At 71.2% G+C, this 15,200-nt stretch carries 12 protein-coding genes; 5 read left to right on the top strand and 7 right to left on the bottom strand.

Features of this window, described 5'->3' with window-relative positions; translation table 11 throughout:
- Positions 1-99 precede the first annotated feature (99 nt).
- From AOJ26_RS15925 to AOJ26_RS15905, 5 genes are all read left to right on the top strand, one after another.
- Positions 100-1,452, top strand: coding sequence for a ferric reductase-like transmembrane domain-containing protein (locus AOJ26_RS15925; RefSeq protein WP_053848938.1), 1,353 nt, complete (start codon positions 100-102; stop codon positions 1,450-1,452).
- A 10-nt stretch (positions 1,453-1,462) separates the two neighbouring features.
- The gene (locus AOJ26_RS15920; protein ID WP_053848937.1) at positions 1,463-1,891 is read left to right on the top strand and encodes an FMN-binding protein; all 429 of its coding nucleotides are present in this window, start codon (positions 1,463-1,465) and stop codon (positions 1,889-1,891) included.
- A gap of 77 nt (positions 1,892-1,968) precedes the next feature.
- A complete protein-coding gene (locus AOJ26_RS15915) occupies positions 1,969-3,351 on the top strand; it encodes a ferric reductase-like transmembrane domain-containing protein (RefSeq protein ID WP_053848936.1) in 1,383 nt (460 codons plus the stop codon).
- 28 nt (positions 3,352-3,379) lie between these two features.
- Positions 3,380-4,171 (top strand): FMN-binding protein, encoded by a 792-nt coding sequence (locus AOJ26_RS15910; protein WP_053848935.1) that lies wholly within the window; start codon positions 3,380-3,382, stop codon positions 4,169-4,171.
- Positions 4,164-4,964, top strand: coding sequence for an FAD:protein FMN transferase (locus AOJ26_RS15905; protein WP_234358564.1), 801 nt, complete (start codon positions 4,164-4,166; stop codon positions 4,962-4,964). The genes AOJ26_RS15910 and AOJ26_RS15905 overlap by 8 nt, the downstream gene beginning before the upstream one ends.
- 89 nt (positions 4,965-5,053) lie before the next feature.
- Here AOJ26_RS15905 and AOJ26_RS15900 read toward each other — a convergent pair whose 3' ends face one another.
- The 7 genes from AOJ26_RS15900 to AOJ26_RS15870 all read right to left on the bottom strand — a co-directional run bounded on the left by AOJ26_RS15900 (position 5,054) and on the right by AOJ26_RS15870 (position 15,195).
- The gene (locus AOJ26_RS15900; RefSeq protein WP_053848933.1) at positions 5,054-5,599 is read right to left on the bottom strand and encodes an arginine repressor; all 546 of its coding nucleotides are present in this window, start codon (positions 5,597-5,599) and stop codon (positions 5,054-5,056) included.
- 19 nt (positions 5,600-5,618) lie between these two features.
- A complete protein-coding gene (locus AOJ26_RS15895; RefSeq protein WP_053848932.1) occupies positions 5,619-6,806 on the bottom strand; it encodes an acetylornithine transaminase in 1,188 nt (395 codons plus the stop codon).
- A complete protein-coding gene (gene argB / locus AOJ26_RS15890) occupies positions 6,803-7,714 on the bottom strand; it encodes an acetylglutamate kinase (protein WP_053848931.1) in 912 nt (303 codons plus the stop codon). Before argB ends, AOJ26_RS15895 begins: the two co-directional genes overlap by 4 nt.
- Positions 7,711-8,862, bottom strand: a complete 1,152-nt coding sequence (gene argJ, locus AOJ26_RS15885; RefSeq protein ID WP_053848930.1) for a bifunctional glutamate N-acetyltransferase/amino-acid acetyltransferase ArgJ — start codon at positions 8,860-8,862, stop codon at positions 7,711-7,713. The genes argB and argJ overlap by 4 nt, the downstream gene beginning before the upstream one ends.
- Complete coding sequence (gene argC / locus AOJ26_RS15880) at positions 8,859-9,887, bottom strand: N-acetyl-gamma-glutamyl-phosphate reductase (RefSeq protein WP_053848929.1); 1,029 nt, start codon at positions 9,885-9,887, stop codon at positions 8,859-8,861. Before argC ends, argJ begins: the two co-directional genes overlap by 4 nt.
- A 65-nt stretch (positions 9,888-9,952) precedes the next feature.
- Positions 9,953-12,538, bottom strand: coding sequence for a YfhO family protein (locus AOJ26_RS15875; protein WP_078959912.1), 2,586 nt, complete (start codon positions 12,536-12,538; stop codon positions 9,953-9,955).
- 179 nt (positions 12,539-12,717) lie between these two features.
- Positions 12,718-15,195, bottom strand: coding sequence for an alpha-L-arabinofuranosidase C-terminal domain-containing protein (locus AOJ26_RS15870; protein WP_053848928.1), 2,478 nt, complete (start codon positions 15,193-15,195; stop codon positions 12,718-12,720).
- Positions 15,196-15,200 lie beyond the last annotated feature (5 nt).

Genomic DNA, 15,200 nt, shown 5'->3' with positions numbered 1-15,200 from the left:
GAGTTCTCTCTGAGTGCGCTCTGCGGGGTGCCGTTTCAGAGCGTCCTGAGAAGTTCGGGCCGCACAGTGGCGACCCGGACGGCAGAGAGGACCCACGAGATGACCACCCTGTACGAGCGGACCGCGGCACCGCCCGTGCCGTTCGCGCCCCGGCGCTCCCCGGCCGGGCCGCTGCTCGCCCTGCTGTGGGCCGGGGCGGCGGCCGTGATCGCCCTGTGGTGGTCGGACACCGGGTCCGTGGTCGGCGCGGCCGGGTGGCTGACCGGGGCCGGGCGGATCGCCGGGCTGCTGTGCGGGTACGCCTGCGCGGTGCTGGTGGGTCTGATGGCGCGGGTGCCCCTGCTGGAGCGGCGGATCGGGTCGGACCGGGTCGCGCGCTGGCACGCGATGGCCGGCCGCTACACCGTCTGTCTGCTGCTCGCCCACATCGGGCTCGTCCTCGCCGGGTACGCCGCCCAGGACGGCGCCTCGCTGTGGCGCGAGACCGTCACCGTGGTCCTGGACTATCCGGAGATGCTCAAGGCGACCGCCGGCACGGTGATCCTCCTCGCGGTCGGCGTCACCTCGGCGCGCGCGGTCCGCCGCCGCACCGGCCACGAGTTCTGGTACTACGTCCATCTCCTCACCTACGCGGCCGTGTTCCTCGCCTTCGGCCACCAACTGGCCCTCGGCAACGACTTCAACGGCAACACCGCGGCCACGGCCGCCTGGTACGCGCTCTATCTCGGCGTCGCCGCCCTGGTGCTGTGGTTCCGGGTGCTGGCCCCGGTGCGGCTGAACCTGCGGCACCGGCTGCGGGTGGAGTCGGTGCACCAGGAGGCGCCGGGCGTGTGGTCCGTCGTCGTGCACGGGCGCGAGCTGGATCAACTGGGCGCGCAGGCAGGGCAGTTCTTGCGCTGGCGGTTCCTCGCCGACGGTCTGCGGTGGACGTCGACGCCGTACTCCCTGTCGGCACCGCCCCGCCCCGACCGCATGCGGATCACGGTCAAGGCGCTCGGCGACCACAGCACGGCCGTGGCCCTGCTGCGGCCCGGCACACGGGTGTGGGCGGAAGGGCCGTACGGCTCGCTGACCGCCGAGCGGCGGACCTCGTCCAAGGCGCTGCTGATCGGCGCCGGGGTCGGCATCACCCCGCTGCGGGCGCTGTTCGAGACCCTGCCGGGCGAGGTCACCCTGCTGTACCGGGCGCGCACGGTCCAGGATCTCGCGCTGGGCGGGGAGTTGGATGCCGTCGCGCGCCGGCGCGGGGCGAAGGTGCACTACCTGCTCAACGGGCCCGACGGACGACGCCCGCGCATCACCGCCGACTCGCTGCGCGCGAATGTCCCCGGCCTGGCCGGGCACGACGTCTACCTCTGCGGCCCGCCCGGCTTCGCCCGGGAGCTGTACGAGGAGCTGCGCGCCGCGGGAGTTCCCGATCGCCGCATCCACCACGAATCCTTCGAGCTGTGAGGCCTCACCCGTGCACGCGTTGAAGAAGAACCGCCCGCTGCGCCGGATCGTGCTGGCGGGCGCCGCCACCGTCTCCGGCATGGTGATGCTGCTGTCCCTGAAGCCGCACACCTCGCCGGCCCTGGCGGTGACCTTCGGGTCGACGGCCCCCGCCGTGACGGGAACCCGGACCGTCACCGGCGATTCCGTCCAGACCCGCTGGGGTCCCGTCCAGGTCCGTGTCACCGTGCGGAACGGAAGGCTCACCGACGTGACCGCCGTCCTCTACCCCACGGACAACCCCCGGGACCAGGAGATCAACGGCTACGCGGTCCCGCGGCTGCGGACCGAAGCGCTGCAAGCCCAGAGCGCGGACATCGACACGGTCTCCGGGGCCACCTACACAAGTGACGGTTACCGCCAGTCACTCCAGTCCGCGCTGGACTCCCTGGACGGCTGAACACACCGGCGTCACGGCACGTATCCAAGGGCCAAGGGACCACGCCCACCCCCCTTGCCCCCGTCCCCGGAGGAAACGTGACCACCACGCTCGCCAGCGGCCGCGCCGCCCGCCGTCAGACGATGCGCCGCATCCGCCCGCGCCGTTCCCCGGCGACCGTCCTGCTGATCGCCGTATGGGCGGGCGCGGCCGGGGTGTTGTGGCTGTGGTGGCACAACACCCCGGCCGTGGCGGACGACAACAGCAAGATCCTCAACGCGGGCCGGATCACCGGTCTGCTGGCCGGCTACCTGATGGCGCTGGTGGTGCTCCAGATGGCCCGGGTGCCCGCGCTGGAGCGCCGGGTGGGCTCCGACCGGGTCGCCCGCTGGCACGCGATGACCGGCCGCTACACGCTCTGCCTGGTCGTCGCCCACGTCTTCCTGATCATGTGGGGCTACGCACTCCAGGCCGGCAAGGGCCTCGGCGACATCGTCCAGCAGACGACGGACTCCATCAACCAGCTCCCGGACATGGGCAAGGCGGCCATCGGCACCGGTCTGCTGTTCCTCATCGGGCTGATCTCGATCGGCGGGGTGCGCAAGAGGATCCCGTACGACACCTGGTACCACGTGCACCTGCTGACGTACGCGGCGGTCTTCCTGACGTTCTGGCACCAGCTCACCACCGGCAACGACTTCGCGGTCGAGCCGGTCGCCAAGACCGTCTGGTACGCGCTGTACGGCTCGGTCACCGCGATGGTGCTCTGGTACCGGATCCTCACGCCGATCCGGCTGAACCTGCGCCACCGCATGTACGTCGAGGCGGTCGTGGAGGAGACGCCGGGCGTGGTGTCGGTGCTGATCGGCGGGCGCAAGCTGCACCGGATGGGCGCGGAGGCGGGCCAGTTCTTCCGCTGGCGGTTCCTCGCGCCGGGCATGCGGTTCTCCTCCCACCCGTACTCGCTGTCGGCGGCGCCCCGGCCGGGCATGCTGCGGATCACGGTGAAGGCGATCGGCGACCACAGCGAGCGGCTGCGCGAGCTGGAGCCCGGCACCAAGGTGTGGGCCGAGGGGCCGTACGGCGCCCTGACCGCCCAGCGCCGCAGCCGCGGCAAGGTGCTGCTGGTGGCCGGCGGTGTCGGCATCACGCCGATGCGGGCCCTGTTCGAGACGCTGCCGGGCGCGGCCGGTGACATCACCCTGCTGTACCGGGCCAACACCACCCAGGACCTGGCCCTGTGGGACGAGCTCGCCGCCATCGCGGACGAGCGCGGCGCCCGGCTGATGTACGCGGTGAACAGCCCGGACGGGGAGCGCCCGGACATCTCCGCGGAGTCCCTCCAGCGCAAGCTGCCCGACATCGACAAGCACGACGTGTTCATGTGCGGGCCGAACGGTTTCGCGCAGTCCGTGTACGAAGCACTGCGCGGCGCGGGTGTTCCCGCCCGCCGCATCCATCACGAGTCGTTCGAGATGTGACGACGGGAATTCAGGAGCTGTTGAAGCGATGAGGAAGAGTCACCCCGTCCGTCGAGTCGTGCTCGCGACCGCCGCCACCGTCTCCGGTGTCGTGCTGATGCTGTCGCTGAAGCCGTCCTCGGACCCGGCGTCCGCCCAGGCGGGCGGAACGATCCCGCAGCAGACGGCGGCGGCGCAGGAGTCGGCCCAGGGCGGCACCGGGGCGGCCGCCGGCGGCGCGGTCACCGGGGACGTGGTCCAGACCCAGTACGGTCCGGTCCAGGTCCGGATCACCGTCAGCGGCAACAAGATCACCAAGGCCGAGGCCGTGCAGGCACCCAAGGGCGGCGAGAGCGACCAGAAGACCGCCCTGTCCGTGCCGAAGCTCAGCCAGGACGTGGTCGCCAAGCAGAGCGCGCAGATCGACACGGTGTCGGGGGCGACCTACACCAGCGAGGGCTACAAGAAGTCGCTCCAGTCGGCGATCGACAAGGCGAACGAGGCGGCCTCCCAGGCGCAGCCCTCCGCCCAGCCCTCCCAGCCCGCCGGCGGTGGCGGGGCCGCGGCCGCCAAGACGGTCACCGGTGCGGTCTCCCAGACCCAGTACGGTCCGGTCCAGGTCCGGATCACGGTCAGCGGCGGCAAGATCACCAAGGCCGAGGCCGTGCAGGCGCCGAAGGGCGGGACCAGCGACCAGAAGACGGCGCTGTCCATCCCGAAGCTCAACCAGGAGGCCGTGGCGGCCGGCAGCGCGGACATCGACTCGGTGTCCGGTGCCACCTACACCAGCGAGGGCTACAAGAAGTCGCTCCAGTCCGCGCTGGACCAGGCCGGTGGCTGACACGGTGGCCGAGCCGGCACAAGCTCCCGCCGCGGTACGTCACGCGGAGGAGGTCATGGGGACGGTCTTCTCCTTCGACGTCCGCGGCGGGGAACCCTCTGCCGTGCGGGCGGCACTGCGGGAGGCGGTGGCGGGGCTGCACCGCGTGAACGAGGTGTTCAGCACCTACCGCGAGGACAGTCAGGTCTCCCGCCTGGCCCGCGGTGAGCTGACGCTCGGCGACTGCGATCCCAAGGTCGCCGAGGTCCTCGAACTCGGCGCCGAGGCGGAGCGGTTGAGCGACGGCTGGTTCAGCACGCGCTACGAGGGCCGCCTCGACCCGACCGGCATCGTCAAGGGCTGGGCGGTGGAACGCGCGGCCCGCCGTGTCGCCGAGTCGGGCGCTGCGGGCGTCAGCGTCAACGGCGGCGGAGACGTGCAGCTCCTGGGCGTGCCGGGCCCGGAACGCCCGTGGCGGGTGGGCGTCTCGGACCCCCTGCGCCCGGGCGGTCTGGCGGCGGTGGTCTCGGCGGCGGGCGCGACGGAACTGGCGGTGGCGACGTCCGGCACGGCCGAGAGAGGCGCCCACATAATCGACCCCCGCACGGGCCGCTCGGCGGTCACGGACCTGCTGGCGGTGACGGTCGTGGCCCCGACGATCACCTGGGCGGACTGCTGGGCCACGGCGGCTTTCGCGATGGGGTCACGGGAGGGCCTGGCCTGGCTGGAGGCCCTGCCGGATGTGGAGGCCCTGCTGATCACGGCCGGCGACGAGGTCCTGATCACAGGGGGCTTGGCAGCGAGGCTCGGGTGAGACGGTCAGGGGCGCGGGGCTGTGTCGATATGCGGCTCCGCCGCGTGGGCGCGACCAGCCCCCACAGACCCGCACCCGACCGACAACCTCTAGTGCCCGTTCTGCGCCAACCGCAACAAATGCTCAGCGAGCGCCTGTCCCCCGGTGGGGTTCCGGCTGATCAGCATCAACGTGTCGTCACCGGCGATCGTCCCGAGAATGTCGTGCAGCTCGGCCTGGTCGATCGCCGACGCCAGGAACTGCGCAGCCCCCGGAGGAGTCCGCAGGACGACGAGGTTCGCCGAAGCCTCCGCGGAGATCAGCAGCTCCTGGGAGAGCCGCCGCATCCGCTCCTCCTTCGCCGACTCCCCCAGCGGAGCACGGGGAGTGCGGAAACCCCCCTCACTCGGCACCGCGTAGATCAGGTCGCCGTCGGTGTTGCGGATCTTCACCGCGTTCAGCTCGTCGAGGTCCCGGGAGAGCGTCGCCTGCGTGACGCTCAGCCCGTCGTCGGACAGCAGCTTCGCCAACTGGCTCTGCGACCGCACCGGTTGCCGGTTGAGGATGTCCACGATCCGGCGGTGGCGCGCGGTACGCGTCTGCGGCACCGCGGGCCCCGCGCCCCCGTTGTGCTCGTGATCCTGCGCATGGCTCATCGTCGTCTCATTCTCCGGATCATCCGTCTCCCTCGGCGGCACCCAGGATGCCGGGGAGGGCCTGAAGAAGCGCGTCCACTTCGTCGTCGCCGAGGTTCAGCGGCGGCATCAGCCGTACGACATCGGGTGCGGGCGCGTTCACCAGGAATCCGGCGTCCTGAGCCGCCTTCTGCACCTGCGGTGCGAGCGGCTCGGTGAGCACGATACCCAGGAGGAGTCCCGCACCCCGGACACGGGCGACCAGCGGGTGTCCCAGTGACTCGATTCCGTCCCGCAACCTCTCGCTCTGCCGCTTGACGTTCTCCAGCAACCCCTCGTTCTCGATGGTGTCGAGAACGGCGAGTCCCGCGGCACAGGCGACCGGGTTCCCGCCGAAGGTCGTCCCGTGCTGGCCCGGCTGGAGCAGTTCCGCGGCCCGCCCGAAGGCGACGGTCGCGCCGAGCGGCAGTCCGCCGCCGAGCTGCTTGGCGAGAGTGACCACGTCCGGCAGCACGCCCTCGTGGGCCTGGTACTCGAACCAGTGGCCGGTACGGCCGATGCCGGTCTGCACCTCGTCGAGGACCAGCAGCGCGCCCTTGGCCGCAGTGATCGCCCGGGCGGCCTTGAGGTAGCCGGCCGGGGGCACCACGACACCGTTCTCGCCCTGGACGGGCTCGATGACGACCAGTGCGGTCTCCTCGGTGACCGCGGCGGCCAGGGCCTGCGGGTCGCCGTACGGGACGTGCGTGACGTCGGCGGGCAGCGGCAGGAACGGGGTCTGCTTGGCGGGCTGGCCGGTGAGCGCGAGGGCACCCATGGTCCGGCCGTGGAAGCCGCCCTCGGTGGCGACCATGTGGGTGCGCCCGGTCAGCCGGCCGATCTTGAAGGCGGCCTCGACCGACTCGGCGCCGGAGTTGCAGAAGAAGACCTTGCCGTCCCGGCCGAAGAGCTGGAGCAGCCGCTCGGCGAGGGCGACGGTCGGCTCCGCCATGAAGAAGTTGGAGATGTGGCCGAGGGACGCGATCTGTCTGCTCACGGCCTCGACGATCGCCGGGTGGGCGTGGCCGAGCGCGTTGGTGGCGATGCCGCCGACGAAGTCGAGGTACTGCCGGCCCTCGCTGTCCCAGACCTTGAGGCCCTCACCGCGGACGAGGGGCAGGCGCGGGGTGCCGTAGTTGTTCATGAGCGAGCCCTGCCAGCGCTGGGTGAGCTCCTGGTTGTCGGTCATACGGCATCCCCCTCCTGCGCGTCGGGCACGACCATCGTGCCGATGCCCTCGTCGGTGAAGATCTCCAGCAGGATCGAGTGCTGGACCCGCCCGTCGATGACCCGGGCGGTGTGCACGCCGTTGCGCACGGCGTGCAGGCAGCCCTCCATCTTCGGGACCATGCCGGAGCTCAACTCCGGCAGTAGCTTCTCCAGTTGGGAAGCCGTGAGGCGGCTGATCACCTCGTCGCTGTGCGGCCAGTCCTCGTAGAGACCCTCGACGTCCGTGAGGACCATGAGAGTCTCCGCTCCAAGAGCAGCAGCGAGTGCCGCAGCCGCCGTGTCAGCATTGACGTTGTAGACATGTCCGTCGTCCTGGCTCCGGGCGATCGACGAGACGACCGGGATGCGGCCGTCGGCGAGCAGTGCCTCGATCGCGCCCGTGTCGATCGCGGTGATCTCGCCCACCCGCCCGATGTCGACCAACTCGCCGTCGATCTCGGGCTGGTGCTTGGTGGCGGTGATGGTGTGCGCGTCCTCGCCGGTCAGTCCGACGGCGAGCGGCCCGTGTTCGTTGAGCAGGTTGACCAGCTCGCGCTGCACCTGCCCGGCCAGCACCATCCGTACGACGTCCATGGCGTCCTCGGTGGTGACGCGCAGGCCGGCCTTGAACTCGCTGACGATGCCGTGCTTGTCGAGGGCGGCGCTGATCTGCGGGCCGCCGCCGTGCACGACGACCGGCTTGAGCCCGGCGTGGTGCAGGAAGACGACGTCCTGGGCGAAGGCGGCCTTCAGGTCCTCGTCGATCATGGCGTTGCCGCCGAACTTGATGACGACGGTCCTGCCGTTGTGCCGGACCAGCCAGGGCAGCGCCTCGATGAGGATCTGGGCCTTGGGCAGGGCGGTGTGCTTCCGCGTCTGATTGCTCATGAGGAGTAGGCGCTGTTCTCGTGGACGTAGTCGGCGGTGAGGTCGTTGGTCCAGATCGTGGCGGTCTCGGACCCGGCGGCGAGGTCGGCGACGATGTGCACCTCGCGGTAGCGCATGTCGACCTTCTCGCGGTCCTCGCCGACGCCGCCGTTCTTGCAGACCCAGACGCCGTTGATGGCGACGTTGAGCCGGTCGGGCTCGAAGGCGGCCTTCGTGGTGCCGATCGCGGAGAGCACGCGGCCCCAGTTGGGGTCCTCGCCGTGGATGGCGCACTTGAGGAGGTTGTTGCGGGCGATGGAGCGGCCCACCTCGACGGCGTCGTCCTCGGAGGCCGCGTTGATCACCTCGACCTTGATGTCCTTGCTGGCGCCCTCGGCGTCCCGGATCAGCTGCTGGCCCAGGTCGTCGCAGACCTGCCGTACGGCTTCCGCGAACTGCGCGTACTCGGGGGTGACTTCGGAGGCGCCGGAGGCGAGCAGCAGCACGGTGTCGTTGGTGGACATGCAGCCGTCGGAGTCGACGCGGTCGAAGGTGGTCCGGGTCGCGGCCCGAAGTGCCTTGTCCAGTACGTCACTCGGCAGGTCGGCGTCGGTGGTGAGGACGACCAGCATGGTGGCGAGGCCGGGAGCGAGCATGCCCGCGCCCTTGGCCATGCCGCCGACGGACCAGCCCTCCTTGGTGACGACGGACGTCTTGTGGACGGTGTCGGTGGTCTTGATCGCGATGGCGGCCTTCTCACCGCCGTGCTCGGACAGTTGGGCGGCCGCCGCTTCGACCCCCGGCAGCAGCTTGTCCATCGGGAGCAGGACCCCGATGAGTCCGGTGGAGGCGACGGCGACCTCGCCCGCGCCGATCTCCAGCACCTCGGCGACCTTCTCGGCGGTGGCGTGGGTGTCCTGGAAGCCCTTCGGCCCCGTACAGGCGTTGGCGCCACCGGAGTTGAGGACGACGGCCGTCAGCTCGCCGGTCTTGAGGACCTGCTCGGACCACAGCACGGGCGCGGCCTTCACACGGTTGGAGGTGAAGACACCGGCGGCGGCGCGGCGGGGCCCGGTGTTGACCACGAGGGCCAGGTCCGGGTTGCCGTTCTCCTTGATTCCGGCGGCGATGCCCGCCGCCTGGAATCCCTTGGCTGCCGTGACGCTCACGGTGCGACTCCGATCGTGGAAAGACCGAGCTCCTCGGGGAGGCCGAGGGCGATGTTCATGCTCTGGACGGCACCGCCGGCGGTGCCCTTGGTCAGGTTGTCGATGGCGCTGATCGCGATGATGCGGCCCACGGACTCGTCGAGGGCGACCTGCACCTGAACGCCGTTCGAACCGTGGACGGACGCCGTGGCGGGCCACCGGCCCTCGGGCAGCAGGTGCACGAAGGGCTCGTCGGCGAAGGCCTTCTCGTAGGCGGCGCGGACGGACTCGGCGGTGACGCCGGGCTTCACGGAGGCGCTGCACGTGGCGAGGATGCCGCGGGGCATCGGGGCGAGGGTCGGCGTGAAGGAGACCCTCACCCTGGAACCGGCCACCCCGCTGAGGTTCTGGATCATCTCGGGCGTGTGCCGGTGCCCGCCGCCGACGCCGTACGGCGACATGGAGCCCATGACCTCGCTGCCCAGCAGGTGGGGCTTGGGCGCCTTGCCCGCGCCGGAGGTGCCGGAGGCGGCGACGATCACCGCCTCGTGCTCGGCGAGGCCGGCGGCGTAGGCCGGGAAGAGGGCGAGCGTGACGGCGGTCGGGTAGCAGCCGGGGACCGCGATGCGCTTGGACCCCTCCAGCGCGGCGCGGGCACCCGGCAGTTCGGGAAGGCCGTAGGGCCACGTGCCGGCGTGCGCGGAGCCGTAGAACCGCTCCCAGTCGGCAGCGTCCTTCAGCCGGAAGTCGGCGCCCATGTCGACGACGAGGACGTCCGGTCCGAGCTGTTCGGCCACGGCGGCGGACTGGCCGTGGGGCAGGGCGAGGAAGACGACGTCGTGTCCGGCGAGGACGTCGGCCGTGGTCTCCTGGAGCACCCGGTCGGCCAGCGGCAGCAGGTGGGGCTGGAGCGCGCCGAGCTGCTGCCCGGCGTTGGAGTTGCCGGTCAGCGCGCCGACCTCGACCCCGGGGTGCGCGAGGAGGAGTCGCAGGACCTCACCGCCCGCGTATCCGCTCGCTCCGGCCACTGCCGCCCGTACCGCCATGTCATCCTCCTCCTGGATGGCATGACTATACGTTTCGCTGCACGTTTATGCAACCGACTGCATACTCACGCCCTCCGTCGGCGCACCGCCCCGAACACGCCGAGTCCGGTGAGCACCGCGAGGGAACTACCCCCGATCGCCGTGCCCAGGCGCAGACCGGGCGGCCGGAAGGCGCAGGTCACACTCGTCGAGGTGCCGTCGAGGGGTACGGCGATCAGCCCGTGGTACTGCTTCGCGGGGACGAGGACCCCGTCACCGGCGGCGCAGCGCCAGCCGGCGATCCGGGGCGCGGCCACGACGGCGACGCCCTTGCTGCCGGCCGGGAGGTCCGCCCGGATCGTGCCGCCGGAGCCGGAGACGGTCACCTTCGAGGCGCCGGTGGCCCGGAGCTCTCGGACGACGGTGTGCAGGCGCCCGGTGTCCAGGCAGCCGACCGCCCGGTCCGGCACGACCCCCAGCCGGCTCGCGGACAGCTCGATCGTCAGGCGCCCGGAGTCCGGGACCGTGCCGAGCCGCTGCATGGCGGCGATCTTGGTCAGGGGCCGCCAGTCCGCCCGGAACCGGCCGGTCGGACCATGGGCGGAGGGCCCGGAGAGCCGCGCGGTGCCGGCGAAGTGCGGTGCCCAGAAGTAGACCTCGCTGCCCGCGCGGCACCGGGCGGTGATCGTCGCCTTCGCCCCGACCCGCACGCCCTGGCGGCGGTCGGTGCTGCGGTACGGCCGCTTCCCGGCGCCGTTGAGGACGGTGACGCGGGGCAGGCTGTACACCCGGGCGCCCAGCAGCAGCTCCTGGTTGCGGTACGGCGACGGGCCGAAGGCACCGGTCGCGGCGGACGGCCGGACCGTCACGAGGGGCGGGACGTCCTCGCGGGTCACGGTCACCCCGGTGCCGTCCTGCGGGAACCAGTTCTGGTGCGGGTCCGGCGGGGAGTGCACCCGGGCGCCCACCGAGAAGACGGCGTCCGTGACCGCGTTGTCCAGGCTCTGGAGGCTGCGGCCGCCCGAGGTCCAGCCGAAGCCGAGGGCGGTGAGCGTGCTGCTCAGCACCGCGGAGGTGTGGCTGCTGTAGTACTGGGCGCCCTGGCCGCCGAGCTCCAGCGGGTCGTTGCCGACGGTCTGCTCGCGGCCCGGGTCGGTGCGGTAGCGGGGCCAGCCGTCGGTCCGGTCGATCGCGTCCGCCTGGTGCTGCTGCCGGTCGCCCCAGGGGGCGTAGTCGTCCATGTGCCCGAACCGCATCCGGGTGGCCACGGCGTCGGTGGCGGTGGCCTCGCCCATCTGCACGCCGACGAGCAGGACCGCGCCGAGCACGGCAGGGGCCACCCGCAGCACGGGACGCTCACGGCCGAGCAGGACCAGTCCGAGCAGCGTGCCCAAGGCCGCCGTGAGGAACACCGGCCAGGCGTAGGAACGGACCAGTTGGCTGCCGCTCGCGACGGCCGCGATCAGGGTGAGCAGTCCGGCCGCCGCGCCCAGGGCCCGGCGGTCCAGGGGGCCGTAGGACAGCGTGTGCCAGGCCGCGATCACCAGCAGGGCGCACACCACGAAGGTCTGGCGGTACGAGCTGCCCTGCGGTGCGGCGAAGGCGTGCCACATCAGGTGGGTCGGGCCCCACTGCATCGACAGGGTCACGACGAGCACGAGCAGGGTCCATCCGGCCCGCACCCGTCGGGGCGCCGCCCGGTGGAAGGGCAGGGCGAGGGCGAGCAGCAGTGCCGTGGTGCCGACGAAGAGCGCCGGGGAACCGTAGCTGTACGTCGTCGGCAGCAGCCGGGCCAGCAGGTCCTCGGTGCCCACCGGCGCGAACCGGGTGAAGCGGCCCTCGGAGGCGTGCGCACTGCCGAAGTAGACGACCGTCACCAGGGGCGCGGCCAGGCCGATGCCGAGAGCGAAGGTCACGGCGGCCCGGCCGGCCGCGGTGAGCCTGCGCCGGCGCGGGAGCTCGGACAGCCACAGCCGCAGCAGGAACACCAGCGCGGCGGCCAGGGTGGCCATGTAGGCGGTGTAGAAGTTGGCGACCCAGGCGGCCGACACCACCAGCACCGCCAGAAGCGGGCGCCGGTCGCTCAGGACCCACTCGCCGACCAGGCACAGCAACGGCAGGGCGATCAGCCCGTCGAGCCACATGAGGTTGTACGAGGCGGTCGCCACGGTCCAGCCGCACAGCGCGTAGGACGCGCCCAGCAGACCCGCCGCCCACCAGCGCCCGGGGCGCAGCCGCCGCAGCAGCCACGTCATGGCGGCACCGGCGCACGCGATCTTCAGCAAGGTGATCACGTACACGGCGAGGTCGATGCGGTCCCTCGGGAACAGGGCGACGAGCAGCGCGAACGGACAAGTGAGGTAGGTGCCGAGGTCGGGCAGGAAGCTCGCGCCGTACCCCGACTGCCAGTTGACGAGGAGGCCGCCGGTGCCCCGCCCGTGCAGCAGGTCCCACAGGTGCGCGTGGAACGGCACGTACTGGTTGCCCAGGTCGTTGACGTTCCGGGTGCGCGGGCCGAACGGGTAGCTGCGGGCGACGGCGTCGGCCGCGCAGAGCACGAGCACGGTGATCGTCGCCGCCAGCAGGGCGGCCCGCCCCGGTCCGGCGGGCGGCGGCCGCTCTCCCGTGCGGTCGTCCAGGGTCTTCGGTTCGGGCGGGACGGTCGGTCGCACGCCCTGGTCGCTGGTCAATTCAGGCCCCCGTCCGGGGCCTTCGCCCCAGCGCTTTGTTTCTGCGCCGAATTAGACGGGGGGTGAATTCGCTTGGTTGTGCTCCCGACGATGGCGGTGGGGTGAATTCGGCGCTATACGAAAGCGAACGAGAAGTGCCGCTCCACCCCACCCCCCACCGGCTACCTCTGCCTGATCCTCAGGAAGGTGACCGAGTTCGCCGGGAAGGTGTACGAGAACTTCCCGGCGACCCGGTCGAAGGTGGACGTCACCGGGGCGACCGCCGTGGACGTCTCGGTGTTCACGGCGTCCTGGGCGGCCGCGAGGGTGGTCACCCGGGCCCTGGACGCGACCTTGGCGCCGCCGAGGTCGACGGCCGTACGGGCCGCGGAGTCCTGGGCGTTGACGACCTTGAGGATCAGATCGCCGGTCTTCCGGTCCTTGGTGACGACCTGGCGGAACGGCTCGGCCGGCTTGTCGTCGGTGAAGCCGCCCCACTCCTGTCCGTCGAGGTAGAGGGTGACCTGGCGGCCGCGCACCTTGACGTCGATGTCGTAGGCACGGCCGGTCTCGACCGACCCGGCCTTGGAGATCAGCGTGGACTTGCCGCCGTCCACGGCCTGTTCGACGGCGGTCTGGGTGTTGTTCCAGCCGCCGATGTTCCACCAGTAGTAGTTGCCGGTGTCCTTGACGCCGAAGGCGACGAGGAAGCCCTCCTTGCCGGCCTTCTTGGTGGCCTTCACCTTCAGGTCGTAGTCGTGCCAGGACGGGTCACCGGCCGAGACCATGGTGTTCTCGGCGTTCACGTCCGTCTGCACGTACTGCCCGTCCTGGACGCTCCAGGCGCCGGCGCCGGTGTGCGTCCACTGCGAGGCGCCGGAGGAGAAGTCGTCGGTGAGCAGGGCACGCCCGTCGGCATCCGTGACCCTCACGTCGTCGTACGCCGCCGTCGTCGCCCAGGTCGACAGGCCCACGGCGCCGGTGATCGGGGCGAGCAGGGAGGGCGTGCCGGTGGCCGTGGAGGGCACCACGCGGTCGCCGACGTTGTTCGTGAACAGCTTCTGGACCTCGTAGTTGGCGGAGTTCCAGGAGGCGTGATTGTTGAACCAGATCAGGTCCGGGCGCCACTGGACGTAGTCCTCGTTGGCGAACAGCGGCGCGTAGGAGGCGAGTTTGACGACGTCCGCGTTGCGCTCCAGGCCGGTCATGAAGGCGGCCTCGGTGAGGCCGTTCTTGAAGGTGTTGCCCTGGGAGGCGTACTCGCCGAGGAAGACCTTCGGGCCGTTGCGGTCGTAGGAGTCGTAGCGGTCGTTGTTCTGGAGGAACCACCGGGGACTGTTGTAGTAGTGCTCGTCGACCATGTCGACCTTGGCGTCCCTGTTGAGCTGCCAGGCGGTGTCGAAGGTCGTCCCGGAGTCGTCGGGGCCGGAGTTGGAGATCACCTGGATGTCCGGGTACTTCGCCTGGACGGCGGCGCGGAACTCCTTGAACCGGGCGAAGAACTCGTTCGGCAGGTTCTCCTCGTTGCCGACCTCGATGTGGGTGAGGTGGAAGGGCTTGGGGTGGCCCATCCTCGCCCGCACCTTGCCCCACGTGGAGCTCGCCGGGCCGTTGGCGAACTCGATGAGGTCGAGGGTGTCCTGGATGTGCCGCTTGAGCAGTGCCTCGTCGACGACGGCCCTGTTCTGGCCGCAGCCGGTCACCAGGGCGGGCACGACGGGCAGCGGCATGGCGCCGATGTCCTCGGAGAGCCGGAAGTACTCGTAGTAGCCGAGGCCGTAACTCTGGTTGTAGCCCCAGAAGTTGGCGTTGGTCGCACGCTGTTCGACCGGGCCGATGGTGTCCTTCCACTGGTAGGACCGCTTGCGCTGGAAGCCGGAGGCCTCGCTGTAGTCCTCCATCGAGCCCGTGTTGACCAGGCAGCCGCCGGGGAACCGCACGAAGCCCGGGTGCAGGGCGGCGATCTTCTCGGCGAGGTCCTTGCGCAGCCCGTTGGGTTCACCGCGGTAGGTGTCGCGGGGGAAGAGGGACACCATGTCGAGGGCAGCCGCGGCAGACGAGGCCACGGTGAGACGGGCCGCGGAACTGGTGCGGGTGGCGGTGAAGACGGCCTTGTACCGGGCCCAGCCGCTCTTGGTGACGGTGACCTCGCGGGCGGTGGCGAGGGTGCCGTCGGCGTCCCGCAGGGAGACCGTGAGGGCGGTGCCGGCGTCCGCGCGGGCCCACACCGAGAAGTCGTACTTCTTGCCCGCCTCGACGTGGACGCCGGTGTTGTACCCGGTGTTCGTGACGGACGAACCGGCGCCCAGGGCGAGGTAGTTGCGGTTGCGGGCGTTGAGCCGGCCGTCGTCGTTCACGACCCGGGCCGTGCCGTCGACCGTCCAGGAGGTCAGCGGGGTGTACGACCCATTGTCGTCGGTGGAGTACTCGAAGGAGCGGTTCTGCACGAGCTCGGCGTACAGACCGCCGTCGGCGGCCCGGTTGATGTCCTCGAAGAAGACGCCGTACATGGTGTCGTCGATCTTCGCGCCCTGGGCGGACGGGTCGACGGTGATCGCGTAGTCGGTGACGTCCTCGGCATGGGCGGGGGCGGGGATCAGGCCGGCGGCCACCAGGAGGGCGGTGGCGCCGAGACCGAGTCTCCAGCGGGTGCGTGACATGGATG

Origin of the sequence: Streptomyces sp. NRRL B-24085 (assembly GCF_001282115.1) — a bacterium.
In the GTDB taxonomy this organism is placed as follows: Bacteria; Actinomycetota; Actinomycetes; order Streptomycetales; family Streptomycetaceae; genus Streptomyces.
Note: the sequence above shows the minus strand (reverse complement) of the source record. Positions and strands in the feature narration are given on the sequence as shown.

Coding starts and splice junctions, on each gene's coding strand:
- AOJ26_RS15925 (WP_053848938.1), top strand. CDS start 100: ATGACCACCCTGTACGAGCGGACCGCGGCACCGCCCGTGCCGTTCGCG.
- AOJ26_RS15910 (WP_053848935.1), top strand. CDS start 3,380: ATGAGGAAGAGTCACCCCGTCCGTCGAGTCGTGCTCGCGACCGCCGCC.
- AOJ26_RS15900 (WP_053848933.1), bottom strand. CDS start 5,599: ATGAGCCATGCGCAGGATCACGAGCACAACGGGGGCGCGGGGCCCGCG.
- AOJ26_RS15895 (WP_053848932.1), bottom strand. CDS start 6,806: ATGACCGACAACCAGGAGCTCACCCAGCGCTGGCAGGGCTCGCTCATG.
- argB (WP_053848931.1), bottom strand. CDS start 7,714: ATGAGCAATCAGACGCGGAAGCACACCGCCCTGCCCAAGGCCCAGATC.
- argC (WP_053848929.1), bottom strand. CDS start 9,887: ATGGCGGTACGGGCGGCAGTGGCCGGAGCGAGCGGATACGCGGGCGGT.
- AOJ26_RS15870 (WP_053848928.1), bottom strand. CDS start 15,195: ATGTCACGCACCCGCTGGAGACTCGGTCTCGGCGCCACCGCCCTCCTG.